The following is an 18,861-nucleotide window of genomic DNA, read 5'->3' as shown; positions in this document are numbered from 1 at the left end:
GGGTTTTGTTCCTCGTCTGGTCGGTCCGGCCTGTTTGGCCAGTTGTCGGCTGGTACCGGGTGGTGCGTGTCCCGAGGCCCCTTCGCTCCGGCTGTCCCGTTCGGGACAAACAGAAGGGCCGCGGATCCCGGGTGGGGTTCCGCGGCCCTGAAGGCGCCGGCCTGATCGTCGATCAGGCTGGATCACTCCAGGGTTCGAGCCCACGGAAGGCCCACATCAGGTGATGCTGCGTCTGCGTCTTCGTTGCGGCACCGGTCGCCGCAGAGGCATAGGCATTGCCTGCTGCCGCTGCTACTCCTGCTTCCGGTGCCTTGGTCGGTCGCTCATCGCGGACCATGACGGGCCGCTCACGGGTCAGCAGACCCGAGAGACCGGCGGGCTTGACGGCGAAGGCGCCGGGCAGTCCACTGGCGATGAGTTCGGTACGGGAGAAGCCGAGCGAGCAGGCGGAGACGACCGAGAGATCGGTCATTTTGACGGTGCTGATGGAGCTGGCGTTGATGCTGATCACTGGAATCGCCTCCTCTCGGCGTCTCAAGGACAGGTCCGAAGACCCGTCATACGTATTTTGGGCAGGTACTGCTTGACAAGTAGAGCACGGGGACCGGGCTTCGGAGAAGCCCGCCGTTCCGTGGTTAAGAACCTATGGGGATTCCCCGCACGGGCGCAAACTATTTTTTCGACGAGTTTGCCTCAGTCGTCTCCGTCCTCGCCCACACCTTCCTCACCTGCGCAGATGGCCAGGACATCGGCTCCGAAGCGATCCAGTTTCCGGATCCCGACCCCGGGGATGCCCGTCAGCTCGCCCGCGCTGCCCGGCACGGCCTCCGCGATCGCCATCAGCGTCTTGTCGGTGAACACGCACCACGCGGGCTGACTGATCCGCCGGGCCTGCCCGGCGCGCCAGTCCAGCAGCCGCTCGTAGAGCCCCTCGTCCATGTCGGAGGGGCACTCCTCGCAGCGCATGAGCTTCATCTCACCGGCGTCCGTGAGGGTCCTGCCGCACACCCGGCAGCGGGCCGGGCCCCGCCGCTTGCGCCGGGTGGGGCCGCCGGCCGCGTCGCCGGTGGCGCCGCCCCGTTCGACGGAGCCGCCCGTGGCCGTGCCCGCGCCACGGGCCCCGGGGGCCGTGGAGCCCGGACGCAGCCCGTTCAGGAAGCGGGTCACCCGTCGGGAGGACCGGCCCCCCGGAGAGCGCGAGAGCGCCCAGGAGAGGTGGAGATGGAGCCGCGCGCGGGTGACCCCCACATAGAGCAGCCGCCGCTCCTCCTCGACCTGCTCGTCCGTCTTGGCGTAGGTGATCGGCATCATCCCCTCGGTGAGGCCGACCAGGAACACCGCGTCCCACTCCAGGCCCTTCGCGGCATGCAGCGAGGCGAGCGTGACGCCCTGCACCGTGGGGGCGTGCTGGGCGGCGGCGCGCTCGTCCAGTTCGGTGACGAGATCGGCGAGCGTCGCCGAGGGCTTGGCCCGGACGAAGTCCTCGGCGAGCCGCACGAGCGCGGCCAGCGACTCCCAGCGGTCCCGGGCCGCGCCCGACCCGGCCGGGGGCTCGGTGGTCCACCCCTTGGTGGAGAGCACGGCCCGCACCTGAGAGGGCAGCTCCACCACATCGTCCAGCAGCGAGTCGTTGGACCCGAAGCGCGCGGCTCCGCGCAGGGCGGCGCCCGCCTCCCGTACCTCCTGGCGTTCGAAGAACCGCTCGGCGCCCCGGAGCTGGTACGGCACGCCCGCGTCGGCGAATGCCTGTTCGTACACCTCCGACTGCGCGTTGATGCGGTACAGCACCGCGATCTCGCCGGCCGGGACGCCGGCGGCGATCAGATCGCGGATCCTGCGGGCGGTGCCCTCGGCCTCGGCCGGTTCGTCCGCGTACTCCGTGCAGAGCGGCTCGGGGCCGGGGTCGCGCTGCGAGATCAGCTCCAGGCGGTGTTCGGCGGCCCGGCCGCGCGCCTGGCCCAGCAGGCCGTTGGCGAGATGGACGACCTGTGGGGTGGAGCGGTAGTCGCGGACGAGCTTGACCACCGTGGCGCTCGGGTGCCGGGTGCGGAAGTTGAGCAGATGGTCGGGGGTGGCGCCGGTGAAGGAGTAGATCGTCTGGCTGGCGTCCCCGACGACGCAGAGGTCGTCCCGGTCGCCGAGCCAGAGATCGAGCAACCGCTGCTGGAGCGGGCTCACGTCCTGGTACTCGTCCACCACGAAGTGCTGGTACTGGCGGCGGACCTGGTCCGCGATGTCGTGCCGGTCCTGGAGGACGCCGACCGTGAGGAGCAGGACGTCCTCGAAGTCGATCACCGAGCGCTCGCGCTTGAGCTGCTCGTACATCCCGTAGATCTGGCCGATCTCGGCCGCGTCACGCGGGGCGTCGCGGTGGGACTTGGCGACGGCGGCCGGATAGTCGGCGGGCACGGTCTGGGTGACCTTCGCCCACTCGATCTCGCCGGTGACGTCCCGCAGCTCGTTGCGGTCGAGCCGGACCCGGCAGCGGGCCGCGGCCTCGGCGACGAGCTGGACCTTGCGGTCGAGCAGGCGCGGCAGTGTGCCGCCGACGGCCTTGGGCCAGAAGAACTGGAGCTGGCGCAGCGCCGCCGCGTGGAACGTCCGCGCCTGCACACCGCCCGCGCCGAGCTGCCGCAGCCGTCCGCGCATCTCGCCCGCGGCGCGGTTGGTGAACGTGACGGCCAGCACGCTGGCGGGCTGGAGTATGCCCGCGCGCACCCCGTACGCGATCCGGTGGGTGATCGCGCGCGTCTTGCCCGTGCCGGCCCCGGCCAGCACGCACACCGGGCCGTGCAGGGCCGTCGCGACCTCGCGCTGCTCGGGGTCGAGCCCGTCGAGCACCGCGTCGGCGTCGCGCGGCGGTGCCACGATCTGGCCGCCGTCGGGTTCCCGCGGGAACAGTGGGGAGTGCGTTGCTGCTGTCACCCCGCCATGCTGCCAGGTCCCCCGGGGCGGGTGCGGCGGTTGTCCACAGGGGCGCCGCATCGGTCGTACCAGTCCGATCATCACCGGTGGACACGGTGCCGGGGTGAGGCGATGGGGGCGAGCACGGGAATGGTCGCCGGGTCCGTTACGTTCAGGAGTTTGCGGGCGACGTACCGGTACGACGGACGACGCATCCAGCGAGACAAGAGGAGTGCGAGACCATGCCGGGCACTGTGACGATGTACAGCACCACGTGGTGCGGATACTGCCGTCGGCTCAAGGGCCAGATGGACCGCGAGGGCATCGCGTACACGGAGATCAACATCGAGCACGACCCGGAGTCGGCGGCGTTCGTCGAGAAGGCGAACGGTGGCAACCAGACCGTCCCGACGGTGCTCTTCCCCGATGGTTCGACGCTGACGAACCCCTCGCTGGCGCAGGTCAAGCAGAAGGTCGGCGCCTGACGGCCCGTCCCGAGGAACCCCCGTCACCCCCGTCGGACCCGGTCCGGCGGGGGTTTCGTCATCCGTCAGTTCAGTCGTCCGTCAGTTCAGCGGCTTCGGGAGCGGCTTGCCGTACCAGAGTTCCACCAGGCGCGCGGCGATCGAGATGCCCAGCGGGGGCAGGATCTCGCCTGTCTCGATCGCGGTGCGCAGGTCCTCGCGGGAGAACCAGCGCGCCTCCTCGATCTCCTCGCCGTCCACCGTGATCTCCGACGAGGTGGCGCGGGCCATGAAGCCCAGCATCAGGCTCGACGGGAAGGGCCACGGCTGGCTGGCGATGTACTCGACCTCGCCGACCGTGACGCCCGCCTCCTCGAAGACCTCGCGGGCCACCGACTGCTCGATCGACTCGCCGGGCTCGACAAAGCCCGCGAGCGTGGAGAACCGGCCCTCGGGCCAGTGCACCTGGCGGCCCAGGAGCGCGCGGTCCTCCTCGTCCGTGACCAGCATGATCACCGCGGGGTCGGTACGCGGGTAGTGCTCGGCGCCGCACGCCTGGCAGCGCCGGATGTGGCCGGCCGCGGCGATCACCGTACGTTCGCCGCAGCGGGAGCAGAAGCGGTGCAGCCGCTGCCAGTTCTCCAGCGCCACGGCGTGCACCATCAGGCCCGCGTCGCGCGCCGAGAGCAGGACGCCGGCCTCGCGCAGCCCCGCGGGCCGCGCAGACTGGTCCATCCGCCCGGGGAGCGAGTCCTTCTGGAGCGCGAAGTAGCGCACTCCGGCCTCGTCCGTGCCGAGGAAGTAGCGGTGGGTCTCGGTGAGGGGTGCCTCGAACGCCGGGGTCATGACCAGTTCGGTCCGCCCGTCGGGGGTGTCGTCGATCAGCACCTGGCCGCCGGACACCACGAAGACCCTGGTCGTCGGGTGGCTCCAGGCCGCCGCAAGCCACGCCTCGTCGAGACGGTGGTGCGCCGCGCGGTCGATGCCGCTGTGCGCGGTCAGGCCGATGGGCTGGTGTGCGGTGGCGTCACTGCTGATGGTGCTCACAGGTTCTTTCTACTCCCCCGGGGTGATGTGGGTGTCTGGTCAGCGGAGTGGTCGTGGGGTGACGGGTGCGGGGGTCGGTGGCGGAGGCATGGGTCGGGGGTCATGGGGGCGTGGGGTCAGCGCCGGGTGGCGGCGAGGTCGCCCCACAGGTAGGCGGTGGTCTCCACGCCCTTGAGGAGCAGGTCGATCTCGACCTTCTCGTTGGGCGCGTGCCAGCCGTCCGACGGAACGGAGATACCCAGGAACAGTACGGGTGCGCCCAGCACGTCCTGGAGGTCGGCGGCCGGTCCCGAGCCGCCCTCGCGCGTGAAGCGGACCTTCTGCCCGAAGGCGCGGGTCATGGCCCGGACGACCGACTGGAGCGCGGGGTGGTCCAGCGGGGTCAGACAGGGGCGGGTGGCCGCGCCGAAGCTGATCTTGTGCCGGATCCCGGCCGGGATCCTGGCCTCCGCCCAGGTGGTGACGGCACGCTCCACCTGGTCCGGGTCCTGCCCGGCGACCAGCCGGAACGAGAGCTTGAGGTGGGCGGAGGACGGGATGATCGTCTTGCCGCCGGGGCCCTGGTAGCCGCCGCCGATGCCGTTGACCTCCGCGGTGGGGCGGGCCCAGACGCGCTCCAGGGTGGAGTAGCCGGCCTCGCCGAGGGTGCCGTGGGACGCGGCCGTACGCAGCCACTCCGTCTCGTCGAAGGGCAGCTCGGCGATGAGGGCGCGCTCGGCGTCGGTGAGCGCGGCGACGCCGTCGTAGAAGCCGGGGACCGTGACGCGTTCGTCCTCGTCGTGCAGCGCGGCGACGAGGCGGGCGGCGACGGTGGCCGGGTTGGGGACGGCGCCGCCGAAGGAGCCGGAGTGGATGTCCTGGTCGGGGCCGTACAGCTCGATCTCGCAGTCGGCGAGGCCGCGCATGCCGGTGCAGACGGTCGGGGTGTCCTCGGACCACATGCCGGTGTCCGAGACGATCACGACATCGGCGGCGAGGCGCTCGGCGTGCCGCTCGGTGAGGGCGCGGAAGTGCGGGGAGCCCGACTCCTCCTCGCCCTCGACCAGCAGCTTCAGATGGACGGCCGGGGTGGCGCGGCCGGTGGCGGCGAGGTGGGCGCGCACGCCGAGTGTGTGGAAGAACACCTGGCCCTTGTCGTCGGCGGCACCGCGCCCGTACATCCTGCCGTCCCGTACGACCGGGTCGAAGGGGTCGGTGAGCCAGCCGTCCTCGCGGGCGGCGGGCTGGACGTCGTGGTGGCCGTAGACCAGCACGGTCGGGGCCTCCGGGTCCTCGGAGGGCCACTCGGCGAAGACGGCGGGGGCGCCGGGTGTGTCCCAGATCTCGGTGACCGGGAAGCCGGTCTCCTTGAGTTTGGCGGCGAGCCAGTCGGCACTGCGTCGCACGTCAGCGTCGTGGTCGGGCTGGGCGGATACGGAGGGGATGCGCAGCCAGTCGGCGAGGTCGTCGAGGAAGGCCGTGCGGTGGGTCTGGATGTACGTACGGACGACGCTGTCCGGCATGTCGCTCATGACGTCGAGCCTAACGGGCCCGGCGGGCTGTCTCGTCTGCCCGTTGCGAAGATCGCTCGTCCGTGGGTGTGTCGGGATCGCCGTAACCGCCTTCCGTGTCGTAAAGGGCGCCCGCGGTGAGGAGCCGTTCCAGCTCGGGGCGGCCGGGGAGCGGGTCGGGGCGGACGACCTCCCCGGTCCGTACGTAGAGGAACGTGGCCGTCACCGCCTCGGGCGGAAGGCCGTGCTGCTCGGCCCACGCGAGGCGGTAGACGGCGAGCTGGAGGGGGTCGGCGGTACGGGTGCGGCCGGTCTTCCAGTCGACGATCTCGTACGCGTACGGGGCTGACGGGCCCGCTTCGGTGCCGGTTACGGGGCGGCGGTAGACGGCGTCGATACGGCCGCGGATCACCCGGCCCGCGAGGGTGAGCTGGAACGGCTCTTCCACCCGGTAGGGCGTGCGCCGGGCGTACGGGGTGCGCTCGAACGCCTCCTTGAGGGCGGCGAGGTCGCGTTCGTCCGCGATCTCCGGCTCGTCCTCGTGACCGCCGGGCAGCTCGTCGGGGCCGAGCATCGGGAGCGGCAGCTCCTCGAACCGCGACTCCACCCAGGCATGGAACCGGGTGCCCCGGCGCGCGGCGGGCTGCGGGGGCCGGGGCATGGGCCGGGCCAGCTCATGGGCGAAGGCGTCGGGGTCTGCGGCGAGGCGCAGAAGCTGGGAGGCGGAGAGCGACGGCGGTACGGGGACGTCGCGGACGGTGGCGCGGGCGCGGGCGAGTTCGCCCGCGAGGGCGTCGAGGTCACGGTCCCAGGAGGCGAGCGTACGAGCCTCCTCGGGGGTCGGGCCCTCCCCTGCCCCGCCCCTTCCCCGAACCGGGTGCCGGGGGGCCGGGACGGACGGCGCGGGTGGGGGTAGAGCTGCGGGCGAGGCCGCAGGGTGCTCCTGGGGGCCGTGGGAGTCCCAGGTGTCCCAGTCGGACAGGTCCGCCAGGTCGGACGGGTCATCCAGGTCGGGCTGATCCGGGTCGCCGGGGTCGCCGGGACCGTCCGGGTCGCCGGGGTCGAAAGCGTCGTCCCAGATCTCCGGGACGTCCGGATCCCCGGAGGCGGGGGAGTCGTCCCAGAGGTCCGGCGCCCCCGAGACGTCCCCCCGTACCGGCTCCGCCAGGGTCCTGGCCTCCTCGGGGACCGCCCCGCTCCCGGACTCCGACCCGTGCTCCGTGCTCCGAAGCTCCTCCAGATACGCCAGCACCGTGTCCGCGGCCTCCCGGCGGCGGGTCAGGGACTGCGGGTCCAGGGGGAGCGGCCAGGGGTGCGGGGTGGTCTCCGCCGCGAGGGACGGGTTCTCCTCGGTCTCCTCCGGCTCGTCCGCCCAGACCTCGATCTCGCCGTACCCTGCCTCGCAGTGCGCGTACAAGGCGTGCAGGAAGTCCGACGGGCCCCTCGTCCGCTTCTGGGTGGGTCCCCACCAGTGGCCCGAGCCGAGCAGCAGGGAGCGCGGGCGGGTGAAGGTGACATAGCCGAGGCGCAGTTCCTCCGTGTGCTGGTGCGCCTTCATGTCCTCCTTGAAGGCCCTGATCCCCTTCGCGTCCCAGGAGTCGATCCCGGGGAGTGTGGGCGCGTCCCCGCGCAGCGCGTGCGGGAGGACCTTCGGCTGCGCGGTCCAGGCTTCGCGCGCCTTGGTGTTCGGGAACTGTCCGGTGACCAGTCCGGGGGCGGCGACGACGTCCCACTCCAGGCCCTTGGACTTGTGGGCGGTGAGCACCTTGACCGTGTTCTCGCCGCCCGGGAGCGCGTTGTCCAGGCCCTTCTCGTACTGCGCGGCCGTACGGAGGAACGCCAGGAAGGCCAGCAGTCCGGCCTCCCCGTCGAGCGCGGCGAAGGAGGCCGCCGTGTCGAGGAAGTTGCTCAGGGTCTCCCGGCGGCGGGCGGCCAGGGCGTGCGGCGAGGCGGAGAGTTCGACTTCGAGGCCGGTCGTGGCCAGGACGCGGTGCAGCACGTCCATCAGCGGGTCGGCCAGGGAGCGGCGCAGGTCGCGCAGTTCGGTGGCGAGGCGGGCGAAGCGGACGCGGGCGGCGGCGGAGAAGGGCAGGTGGTCCGCCGGGGCTCCGGCGTGCTCCAGGAAGGTGTCGAGGGCGTCCGCGAGGGAGATCACCTCGGCGGGGTCCGTGCCCTCGACGGCCGCGGCCAGCCGTGCGTCGGTGTCGTCCGCGTCCCCCGCCGGGCCGCGGTGGACGAGGAGCCGGGCCCGGCGGCCGAGCAGCGCCAGGTCGCGCGGGCCGATGCGCCAGCGGGGGCCGGTGAGGAGGCGTACCAGCGAGGCGTTGGCACCGGGGTCCTGGAGGACCTCGCACATGGCGACGAGGTCGGCCACCTCGGGCAGGTGCAGGAGCCCCGACAGGCCGACGACCTCGACGGGGACGTCACGGGCCACCAGCGCGCCCTGGATCTCGGGGAAGTCCCCGGCCGTACGGCACAGCACGGCGATCTCGCCGGGTTCCTTGCCCGTACGGACGAGGTGGGCGATGGAGTCGGCGAGCCAGTCGATCTCCTCGGCGTGGGTCGGGAGCAGGGCGCAGCGTACGGAGCCGTCACGTTCGGCGCCGGGTGCGGGGCGCAGCGCCTCGACGCCTTCGTGCATGGCGCGCAGGGGTTTCGCGAGGCCGTTGGCGAGGTCGAGGAGCCGGCCGCCGCTGCGGCGGTTCTCGCTGAGGGAGAAGCGGGCGGCGGGCGTGCCGTCGGCGTGCGGGAAGTGGGCCGGGAAGTCGTCGAGGTTGGCCACGGAGGCGCCGCGCCAGCCGTAGATCGCCTGGCAGGGGTCGCCGACGGCGGTCACGGCGTGTCCGGTGCCGCCGCCGAAGAGTCCGGAGAGCAGGAGCCGCTGGGCGACGGACGTGTCCTGGTACTCGTCGAGGAGGACGACCCTGAACTCGTCCCTCAGCAGGGCGCCGACCTCGGGGCGGGTGGTGGCGAGTTCGGCGGACAGGGCGATCTGGTCGCCGAAGTCGAGGAGGTCGCGGGCGCTCTTGGCGGTGCGGTAGCGCCCGACGAGGTCGAGCAGCTCACGGCGGGCGACGGCGGCCTCGGGGACCTTGCGCAGATCGGCGTTGGAGAGCCGCACGCCGTCGAGGGCGCGCAGCAGTTCCGTGTCGTACGAGCCGAGCCGGCCCGGGGGGACGAGATGCTCCGCCAGCTCGGCGTCGAGGGCGAGCAGATCGCTGACCAGGGCGGGGAGCGTCTTGGTCAGGGCGGGGTACGGTCCCGGCGCCTCCCGCAGGACGCGGGCGGCGAGCTGGAAGCGGGTGGCGTCGGCGAGGAGCCGGGCGGTGGGCTCCAGCCCGATGCGCAGCCCGTGGTCGGTGAGCAGCCGGCCGGCGAAGGCGTGGTACGTGGAGATGCGCGGCTCGCCCGGGGGGTTGTCGGGGTCGATGACGTCCGGGTCGGTGACGCCCGCCCTGACGAGCGCCTTGCGGACGCGCTCCGCCAGCTCGCCCGCGGCCTTGTTGGTGAACGTGAGCCCGAGGACCTGCTCGGGCGCGACCTGTCCGCTGCCCACGAGCCACACCACCCGGGCGGCCATCACCGTCGTCTTCCCCGACCCGGCCCCGGCCACGATGACCTGCGGGGCGGGCGGCGCGGTGATGCAGGCCGTCTGCTCCGGGGTGAAGGGGATGCCCAGCAGCTCCTTGAGCTGCGCGGGATCGGTGAGATGTACGGACACCCCAGGAAGGCTATCCGGCACCACTGACAGCGGGCGGGGGCGGTCGCGGCGACCGGTGTCCGGCTGCCCGGCTGTCCGGCTGCCCGGAGTCCGGTTGTCCGGCGGTCCGGCGGTCCGGCGGTCCGGCGGTCCGGCGGTCCGGCGGTCCGGAGTTCGGCTGTCCGAAGTCCGTGATTCATGCCACGGCCCGGCGGCGGCTCACTCCACGATCTGCCGGCCCTCCGGCTGCGCGCTGCACGAGGCGCGGAACGCGCAGTGGCCGCAGTGCTGGCCCGTGGTCGGCGTGAAGCGTTCGTCGAGTACGCGGCCCGCCGCTGTGGTGAGCAGTTCGCCGACCCACTCCCCCGTGAGCGGCTCCTGCGCCTGGATCCTGGGGAGCACGTCGCCGCCCTCCTTCTTGGGCGCGGGCTGGCGGAGCTGGACGAGTTCGGCGCCGCCCGGTTCGGGGCGGTGGCCGTCGAAGACCTCGTCCAGCGCGCCCTCGCGGACCGCGAGCTGGTAGACGGCGAGCTGGGGGTGGTGGGCGACCTCGTCCTTGGAAGGGGAGTGTTTGCCGGTCTTGAAGTCGACGACATAGGCCCGGCCCTGCGCGTCCTGTTCGACGCGGTCCATGGAGCCCCGGATCCGTACCTCGTAGGCGCCCGCCTCCAGGGTCACGTCGAAGCCGTGCTCGGTGGCGGCGGGGGTGCGTCCGCCGCGGTCCGTGACATGCCAGCGCAGGAAGCGTTCGAGGGCCGCGCGCGCGTTCTCCTTCTCCTGGTGCGACTTCCAGGGCGCGTCGAAGGCGAGGGCGTCCCATACGGAGTCCAGGCGTTCCATGAGGACGGCGAGATCGGCGGGGGTACGGCCGGAGGCCACCTCGTCGGCCAGCACATGGACGACGTTGCCGAACCCCTGGGCGGCGGTGGCGGGCGCGTCCGCCTTCACCTCGCGGCCCAGGAACCACTGGAGGGCGCAGGTGTTCGCCAACTGGTCCAGGGCGCTCCCGGAGAGCGCGACGGGCTGCTCCCGGTCGCGCAGCGGGACGGCGCTGCGGGTCGGCTCGTACAGGCCCCACCAGCGGTGCGGGTGGGCCGCGGGGACGAGTGCCTGGCCCTCCTCGTCGCTGAGGGCGGCGAGCCGGGCGAGGCGGCGGGCGGCGGCGTCGCGCAGCCCCGGGGAGGCCGCCGGGTCGACGGTGGTGGCGCGGAGTTCGGCGACGAGCGGGGCGACGGCGAGCGGGCGGCGCGGCCGGCCGGTGACGTCCCGGGGTTCGACGCCGAGTTCGGGGAGGAAGCGGGAGGGCTGGTCTCCGTCGTCGGCGGGGGCCTTGACGGCGGTGACGACGAGGCGGTCACGGGCGCGGGTGGCCGCCACGTAGAAGAGGCGTCGCTCCTCCGTCAACAGGGCGCCCGGAGTCAGCGGTTCCGCGAGCCCGTCGCGGCCGATCCTGTCGGCCTCCAGGAGCGAGCCACGGCGCCGCAGATCGGGCCACAGGCCCTCCTGTACGCCCGCGACGACCACGAGGCCCCATTCGAGCCCCTTGGAGCGGTGCGCGGTCATCAGGCGTACGGCGTCGGGGCGTACGGCGCGGCGGCTGAGCGTGTCGGCGGCGATGTCCTGGGCGTCCAGTTCCTCCAGGAAGTTGAGCGTGCCCCGGCCGCCGGTGCGCTCCTCGGCGCGGGCGGCGGCGTCGAACAGGGCGCAGACGGCGTCGAGGTCCCGGTCGGCGTTGCGGCCGCCGGCGCCGCCGCGCAGGGCGGAGCGTTCGAGCCGCCCGGGCCAGGGCGTGCCGTCCCACAGCTCCCAGAGCGCCTCCTCGGCGGTCCCGCCACCGGCCAGCAGCTCGCGCGCCTTGCGGAGCAGCGCGCCGAGCCGCTGCGCGCCCCGGGCGTACGCGGGGTCGTGCGCCACCAGCCGTTCGGGCTCGGCGAGCGCGCGGGCGAGCAGCACGTCGGAGGCGGCCGGGATCCGGTTCCCGCCGGTCCGCTCCTCGTCGCGCAGGGCCCGGCCGAGGCGGCGCAGATCGGCGGCGTCCATACCGCCGAGGGGCGAGGTGAGGAGGGTGAGCGCGGTCTCCACGTCGAGCCAGGTGATGAGGGCGCTCTCGGAATCGGAATCGGAATCGGGATCGGGATCGGAATCGGGATCGGGGGCCTCCGCGTCCGCCGCCTCCGGGTCGGCCTCGGTGCCGGACGGGGCCGCCTGCTCCCCCGGTGGCGTGATCGACGCCGTCGCCACCGCCCGCAGCGCCGTCAGCAGCGGCGCGACCGCCGGTTCGTGGCGCAGGGGGACGTCGTCGCCGTCGACCTCCAGGGGGACGCCCGCCGAGGTCAGGGCGCGGCGGATCGACGGGATCGTACGGCCTCCCGCACGGACCAGGACCGCCATGTCGTGCCAGGGCACGCCGTCCTCCAGATGCGCGCGGCGCAGGATGTCGGCGATGTTCTCCAGCTCGGTCGACGGGGTCGGGAAGGTGTACGTCTCGACCCGGCCGCCCTCCCGTACCGCCGCCAGTTCCCGGTGGGCCCGTACCTTCTCGGCCGGCAGCCGGTTCAGCGGCATACGGCGCGTCAGGAGGCGGGTGGCCGCCAGGAGGCCCGCGCCCGAGCGGCGGGAGGTCGTCAGGACCTCGACCGGCGCCGGGGTGCCGTCCGTACGGGGAAAGGCGTAGGGGAAATCGAGGATGCCGTTCACATCGGCACCACGGAAGGCGTAGATCGACTGGTCGGGATCGCCGAAGGCGACCAGCGTGCGTCCTCCGCCCGCCAGGGCGCGCAGCAGCCGTACCTGCGCCGGGTCGGTGTCCTGGTACTCGTCGACGAAGACCGCGTCGTACCGCTCCCGCAGCTTCTCCGCGACCTCCGGGCGCCGGGCGAGCAGGACCGCGCGGTGCACCAGTTCCGCGTAGTCGAGCACCCCCTGCATGTCCAGGACGTCCAGGTACTCGGCGAGGAAGGACGCGGCGGCCGACCAGTCGGGGCGGCCCGTACGGCGGGCGAAGACCGCCAGTGAGCGCGGGCCGAGGCCCAGTTCACGGCTGCGGGCGAGCACCGCGCGCACCTCGTCGGCGAAGCCGCGCGTGGTCAGGCACGCGCGCAGCTCGTCGGGCCAGCGGACCCGCCCCCGGCCGTCGCGGGCCAGCTCGATCTCCCCGGCGAGAAGGTCCCGTACGGCGACGTCCTGTTCGGGCCCGGAGAGCAGCCGTAGCGGCTCCGTGAAGAGTTCGGCCTCCTGGTGCGCGCGGATCAGGGCGTAGCAGAACGAGTGGAAGGTGGTCGCCTGCGGGCCCCGTGCGCCGCCGAGCCGGACCGCCGTGCGGTCGCGCAGCTCCACCGCGGCCTTGCGGCTGAAGGTGAGCACCAGCATCCGCTCGGGGTCGGCGCCCCGGGCGACGCGCTCGGCCACCGACTCCACCAGCGTCGTCGTCTTGCCGGTGCCGGGGCCCGCCAGCACCAGCAGCGGCCCCGTCCGGTGGTCAACCACGGCGCGCTGCGCTGCGTCCAGCACAGGGGGGTCCACCGGCACGGGCGGCGTACGCAGCAGCCGGTACGCGCCGGTGGGGCGCTGACGTTCCCGGCGGTGCGGGGTACGTCCGGTGGAAGAGGAGGAGCTCACGTGGTTCGCCGGTCCTGGAGGGGGTGCTGATGGTGACGGGGCTGGCCCGCGCGCGCGGAACGCGGGAGACGCGTGGAGCGCACGGAACGCGCGGGACGCGTCCCGCCGACGCTACGCCGTCCGGCGGCCCGGACGCGTACGGTCCGGCGTGGCGTCCGTCGCAGGGACCCTCGGCGTGGCATCCGCTACAGGCACCGCTGCCGCCCCTCGGTGCGGGACCCTCCCGTACGCCCTCGCGTGCGCCCTCTCGTACTTCGGCGCGTCATCCGTACGGCGGGCGGTCGGGACGCCGGATCGCCCGCCGTACGGCCCGATGGCGGAAGCTGTCATCTGTGAGTCACATCGTCCGCGTCCGTGCCCGGCCCCGGGTCCTCGCCGTCCCATCGCGCCCGCCTCATGTCCAGGCGCGGCACATGGCCCTCGGCGCTCCGCGCGGCCTCACGCAGCGGGGTGGCCTCCTCGCGGTAGTGGTCCAGGGCGCGCAGTTCGTGCCCCGGCAGCAGCACCCCGTCGGACCGGACCACCCGCCACCAGGGAACCGCGGAGCCGTAGAGCGCCATGGCCCGGCCCACCTGGCGCGGACCGCCGTCGCCGAGCCATTCGGCGACGTCCCCGTACGTCATGACCCGGCCGGGCGGGATCAGCTCGGCGACATCCAGCACCCGCTCCGCGTAGTCCGGCAGCTCGGACGGTCCTCGCAGGTCGGGCGGCTCGGGCAGGTCCGGCGGCTGGGTTCCCTCGGGCTCCTTGCTCCTCATTCGGCCCATCCTGCCGCACGCCACCGACATCGCCGGCGCCCTGGTCCCGCGCGTCGGATGCCCCCGCATTGCACCCTGATGCCCCCCTCTGTCGGATGCTCGTGCCACCATCATCCGGGCGGTGACTGGTGATACGAGATCAAGAAGAGACGGATTCGGCAGAGGAGGGGGCCGTGCAGCCTCCGGCGACGGCGAACACCTCCGGCGCTGAGTCGCGCCCGGACGCCGACGGATCCCCGTCCGCCGGCCCGGACACCGGCCCGTCCGCCGGCCCGGACAGCAGCACGGACAGCGGACCGGACAGCAGCACGGGCAGCGGAGCCGAGAAGCGCCCTGCGAGCGGCGCCGGCCGCAGCGACGGCGAAGGCAAAGGTGACGGTGACAGTGACAGCGGCGCCACCCGGGCCGACCGGGTCTCCGGCGACGAGCCGCTGCTCGCCGCCCGCGTCCACCGCCCCTCCGACCTGCTGCGGCTGCTCATCGGCGTGCTGGCCATCGCCCTCGTCCTCGGTCTCTCCGCCTTCGCCCACGGCACCACCTCCGGCCTGGAACAGGACATCAGCAAGGGCACGGGCCAGGCCCCCGACCTGATCGTCAAGCTGGCCGGCCTGGTCTCCAGCATCGCCGTGCTGCTCGTCCCGGTCGCGTTCGCGATCGAGCGGCTGATCAAACGGGACGGGCTGCGCATCGCGGACGGTGTCCTCGCCGCCGTACTGGCGCACGGCGTCACCCTCGCCACCGACCTCTGGGTCGCCAGGGCCGCGCCCGAGTCGATCACGGACGCCCTGACACGGCCCCAGCTCGGCGCGGGGCTCACCGACCCCGTTCACGGCTACCTCGCCCCCGTCATCGCCTACATGACGGCCGTGGGGATGGCCCGCAGACCCCGCTGGCGGGTGGTCCTGTGGGTGGTGCTGCTGCTCGACGCCTTCGCGATGCTGGTCGCCGGGTACACCACGCCGTTCTCGATCATTCTGACCGTGCTGATCGGCTGGACCGTCGCGTACGGCACCCTCTACGCGGTCGGTTCGCCCAACGTACGGCCGACCGGACAGAACCTGATGGCGGGTCTGCGCCATGTCGGCTTCCGTCCCGTGAACGCGATGCGCGCCGAGGACGCCTCCGACGCCTCCGAACAGGGCGACCGGGGCCGGCGCTATCTGGTCACCCTGGAGGACGGCCCGCCCCTCGACGTCACCGTCGTCGACCGCGAGCAGCAGGCGCAGGGCTTCTTCTACCGGGCCTGGCGCCGGCTCACGCTGCGTTCCATCACCACCCGCAGATCCATCCCCTCCCTGCGTCAGGCCCTCGAACAGGAGGCGCTGCTCGCGTACGCGGCCATCGCCGCCGGGGCCAACGCGCCCAAGCTGATCGCCACCTCCGAGCTGGGTCCCGACGCCGTCATGCTCGTGTACGAGCACCTGGGCGGCCGGTCGCTGGACTCGCTGCCGGACGAGGAGATCACCGACGAGCTGGTACGGGAGGCGTGGCGGCAGGTCAAGGCGCTCCAGTCGCGGCGTATCGCGCACCGCAGGCTCACCGGGGACGCCCTGCTGGTGGACCGTTCCGGCCAGGTGATCCTCACCGAGCTGCGCGGTGGCGAGATCGCGGCGGGCGATCTGGTGCTGCGGATGGACACCGCCCAGATGCTCACCACCATGGGGCTGCGCGTGGGCGCGGAGCGCTCCGTCGCCGCGGCGGTGGAGGTGCTCGGTCCTGACGCGATCGCCGACTGTCTGCCGCTGCTCCAGCCGATCGCGCTGAGCCGCTCCTCCCGCGCGACGCTGCGCAGGCTCGCCCGTGAGCGGTCGCAGCGCGAGCGTGAGGCGGTGCTCGCGGCCTCCGAGACGAACAAGCGCGCCAAGGCGGCGGAGACGGCCGCCATCGACGGCGCCGCCGACCGCAAGGCCGTACGGAAGTCCCTGCGCGCCGAGAAGCAGGCGGAGAAGCGGGCCATAGACGAGGCGCTGGACGAGGCCCGCGAGGAGGATCTGCTCTCCCAGATGCGGCAGCAGGTGCTGCTGATCAGACCGCAGGCGCCGGTCGAACCGGTCCGGCTCGAACGGATCAAGCCGCGGACGCTCCTCAGCTTCATCGCCGGAGCCGTCGCCGGGTACTTCCTGCTCACGCAGCTCACCCAGGTGGACTTCTCCACCGTCGTGAGCGAGGCGCACTGGGGGTGGGTGCTCGCGGCGCTGGCGTTCTCGGCGCTCAGCTATGTGGCGGCGGCGATGAGCCTGCTCGGCTTCGTACCGGAGCGGGTGCCGTTCGCGCGTACGGTCGCCGCGCAGGTCGCCGGGTCCTTCGTGAAGATCGTCGCTCCGGCGGCGGTCGGCGGGGTGGCGCTGAACACCCGCTTCCTCCAGCGCGCGGGGGTACGGCCGGGGCTCGCCGTGGCGAGCGTCGGCGCGTCCCAGCTCTTCGGGCTCGGGGCGCACATCCTGCTGCTGCTCTCCTTCGGCTATCTCACCGGTACGGAGAAGACGGCCTCGCTGACCCCCTCCAGGACGGTGATCGCGGGGCTGCTGACGGTCGCCGTTCTGGTCCTGGTGGTGACCGCGATCCCGTTCCTGCGGAAGTTCGTGGTGACGCGGCTGCGCTCGCTGTTCGCCGGGGTGGTGCCGCGCATGCTGGACGTGCTCCAGCGGCCGATGAAGCTGCTCACCGGCATCGGCGGGATGCTGCTGCTGACGGGCGTGTTCGTGATGTGCCTGGACGCCTCGATCCGGGCGTTCGACAACGGCAACCAGCAGCTCAGCTACGCGAGCATCGCGGTGGTCTTCCTGGCGGGCAACGCGCTGGGCTCGGCGGCGCCCACCCCGGGCGGGGTCGGCGCGGTCGAGGGCGCGCTGACGCTGGGTCTGCTGGCGGTCGGCCTGCCCAAGGAGGTGGCGGCGCCCGCGGTGCTGCTGTTCCGGCTGCTGACGCTCTGGCTGCCGGTGCTGCCGGGGTGGCTGAGCTTCAGCCACCTCACGCGCAAGGGCGCCTTGTAGGACTCGCAGGACTTGGGAGCCCCCGCCGCCCGCCGTCGTGTGCCCGCCGCCCGCCGTCGCGCGCTGCCGCGCGCCCGCCGCCACCCGCATGGACCGCGGCCCCGCGCGGCGCGCGCCGACCCGGCGCACGATGGGGCCATGCCAATCTCCTCCGTCCGGCGGTCCGCGGCCCTGGCCGCCGTCACCGCCGTCGCCCTGCTGGCCGCCTCCGGATGCTCCGACAACGCGGGCTCCGAACGGGGGGACGCCTCGGACGCCGCCCTCGGGACCCCGGCCGGCGGGAACCCCCGGGCCACGAGCAGCCCGGGCGGCGGCCTGGCCACCCAGCATCTGACGTGGAAGGCGTGCCCGGCCCCCGCGGCCTCCGAGGGGGGCGGTACGGCGCCCTCGCCGCTGCCCGGCGGCACCCGGTGGCAGTGCGCCACCATGAAGGCCCCGCTCGACTACGCGAAGCCGGACGGCGACACGATCGACCTCGCCCTCATCCGCGCCAAGGCACGCGACACCAAGCACCGGATCGGCTCGCTCATCTTCAACTTCGGCGGGCCCGGCGGCTCCGGCATCACCGGGCTGCCGTCCTTCGCCAAGGACTACGAGAAGCTGCGCGCCCGCTACGACCTGGTGAGCTTCGACCCGCGCGGGGTCGGCCTCAGCGACGGCGTCCGGTGCGAGAACGCCAAGCAGCTCGACGCGTACTTCGCCCAGGACTCCACCCCCACCACGGCGGCCGAGGAGAAGACCTTCACGAAGGGGCTCGCGGACTTCGCGGCGGCCTGCGAGAAGAACTCCGGCACGATCCTCCCGTACGTCGGCACGACCAGCGCCGCACGCGACCTGGAGCTGATGCGGCAGGTCCTCGGGGACAAGAAGCTGTACTACTTCGGGATCTCGTACGGCACCGAACTGGGCGGCGTCTACGCCCACCTGTACCCGAAGTCCGTCGGCCGGGCGGTCTTCGACGCCGTCGTCGACCCGACGCAGAACTCGGAACAGGGTTCGCTCGGCCAGGCCAAGGGGTTCCAGCTCGCCCTCGACAACTTCGAGAAGGACTGTCTGGCGCGCGGCGCCGCCTGCCGGCTGCCCGGCTCCACGCCGAAGGAGATCCAGGCGTTCATCACCGACCTGCTCGACCGGATCGGGAAGAAGCCCATCGCGGGCATCGGCCCCCGGAAGCTGACGGAGACCCAGGCCACCAACGGCATCGCGCAGGCGCTCTACTCGAAGGACTTCTGGCCGTATCTGGAGCAGGGCCTGGACGAGGCCGACGGCGGCAACGGCGCGCTGCTGCTCGCGCTCTCCGACTCGCTGAACGGACGCGACCAGAACGGCCGGTACAGCAATCTCCAGGCGGCCAACGTGGCCGTCAACTGCGCGGACTCCAAGGAGCGCTACACCCTGGCGCAGACCAAGGCGAAGCTTCCGGCGTTCCGCAAGGCGTCGCCCGTCTTCGGGGACTACCTGGGCTGGGGGCTGATGAGCTGCACCAAGTGGCCGGTGAAGGGGCAGTGGACCACGCCGGACGTGAGCGCGCCCGGCTCGGCCCCGATCCTGATCGTCGGCAACACCGGTGACCCGGCGACGCCGTACGCGGGCGCCAAGGCGATGGCGACGGCGCTGGGCAAGGGCGTCGGGGTGGAGCTGACGTACCACGGGCAGGGGCACGGCTCGTACGACAGCGGCGACCGGTGCGTACAGAGCGCCGTGAACGGCTATCTGCTGAACGGGAAGGTGCCGGCGGCGGGCACCGTCTGCAAGTAGAGCAAGAGAGCAGGAGAGCAGGAGAGCAGGAGAGCAAGCAGGAAGGAAGCGGGAAGTAAGCGGAGAGGGGCCGGTCCAGGCGGTGTGCGCGGACCGGCCCCTCATCCCTGTCCATGAGACCCACAAGAT

10 protein-coding genes are annotated in these 18,861 nt (G+C 73.0%); 3 read left to right on the top strand and 7 right to left on the bottom strand.

Annotated elements, in window-relative coordinates; genetic code table 11:
• Positions 1 to 172: 172 nt before the first annotated feature.
• Both ACIO3P_RS19110 and ACIO3P_RS19105 read right to left on the bottom strand, forming a co-directional pair.
• Positions 173 to 511, bottom strand: coding sequence for a hypothetical protein (locus ACIO3P_RS19110; protein ID WP_401851296.1), 339 nt, complete (start codon positions 509 to 511; stop codon positions 173 to 175).
• 182 nt (positions 512 to 693) lie between these two features.
• Positions 694 to 2,985, bottom strand: a complete 2,292-nt coding sequence (locus ACIO3P_RS19105; RefSeq protein WP_401851759.1) for an ATP-dependent DNA helicase UvrD2 — start codon at positions 2,983 to 2,985, stop codon at positions 694 to 696.
• A 161-nt stretch (positions 2,986 to 3,146) separates the two neighbouring features.
• Here ACIO3P_RS19105 and ACIO3P_RS19100 point away from each other — a divergent pair, with 161 nt between their 5' ends.
• The gene (locus tag ACIO3P_RS19100; RefSeq protein WP_114661462.1) at positions 3,147 to 3,389 is read left to right on the top strand and encodes a mycoredoxin; all 243 of its coding nucleotides are present in this window, start codon (positions 3,147 to 3,149) and stop codon (positions 3,387 to 3,389) included.
• Positions 3,390 to 3,470: 81 nt separating this feature from the next.
• Here the strand turns inward: ACIO3P_RS19100 and nudC are convergent, their stop codons facing one another.
• From nudC to ACIO3P_RS19075, 5 genes are all read right to left on the bottom strand, one after another.
• Positions 3,471 to 4,415 carry an NAD(+) diphosphatase gene (gene nudC, locus ACIO3P_RS19095; RefSeq protein WP_329829257.1) on the bottom strand — a complete coding sequence of 315 codons (945 nt, stop codon included), beginning with the start codon at positions 4,413 to 4,415 and terminating at the stop codon, positions 3,471 to 3,473.
• 116 nt (positions 4,416 to 4,531) lie between these two features.
• Positions 4,532 to 5,926: a dipeptidase gene (locus tag ACIO3P_RS19090; protein ID WP_401791482.1), complete on the bottom strand. Its 1,395-nt coding sequence runs from the start codon at positions 5,924 to 5,926 to the stop codon at positions 4,532 to 4,534.
• A gap of 10 nt (positions 5,927 to 5,936) precedes the next feature.
• Positions 5,937 to 9,626, bottom strand: a complete 3,690-nt coding sequence (locus ACIO3P_RS19085) for an ATP-dependent helicase (RefSeq protein ID WP_401851299.1) — start codon at positions 9,624 to 9,626, stop codon at positions 5,937 to 5,939.
• Between the two features lie 198 nt (positions 9,627 to 9,824).
• The gene (locus tag ACIO3P_RS19080) at positions 9,825 to 13,223 is read right to left on the bottom strand and encodes an ATP-dependent helicase (RefSeq protein ID WP_401851301.1); all 3,399 of its coding nucleotides are present in this window, start codon (positions 13,221 to 13,223) and stop codon (positions 9,825 to 9,827) included.
• A gap of 326 nt (positions 13,224 to 13,549) precedes the next feature.
• Complete coding sequence (locus tag ACIO3P_RS19075) at positions 13,550 to 13,990, bottom strand: MGMT family protein (protein WP_329829253.1); 441 nt, start codon at positions 13,988 to 13,990, stop codon at positions 13,550 to 13,552.
• A gap of 164 nt (positions 13,991 to 14,154) precedes the next feature.
• On the opposite strand from ACIO3P_RS19075, the gene ACIO3P_RS19070 reads away from it, so the two are divergent.
• Entirely contained in the window at positions 14,155 to 16,974 is a 2,820-nt protein-coding gene (locus ACIO3P_RS19070) for a lysylphosphatidylglycerol synthase domain-containing protein (RefSeq protein WP_401851303.1), read from the top strand.
• A 138-nt stretch (positions 16,975 to 17,112) separates the two neighbouring features.
• Positions 17,113 to 18,732: an alpha/beta hydrolase gene (locus tag ACIO3P_RS19065; protein ID WP_329829251.1), complete on the top strand. Its 1,620-nt coding sequence runs from the start codon at positions 17,113 to 17,115 to the stop codon at positions 18,730 to 18,732.
• Positions 18,733 to 18,861 lie beyond the last annotated feature (129 nt).

The sequence above is a fragment of the Streptomyces sp. NPDC087310 genome (genome assembly GCF_044744405.1).
Classification (GTDB): domain Bacteria; phylum Actinomycetota; class Actinomycetes; order Streptomycetales; family Streptomycetaceae; genus Streptomyces.
The sequence above is the reverse complement of the archived record's forward strand: the minus strand, read 5'-3'. Positions and strand labels throughout refer to the sequence as shown.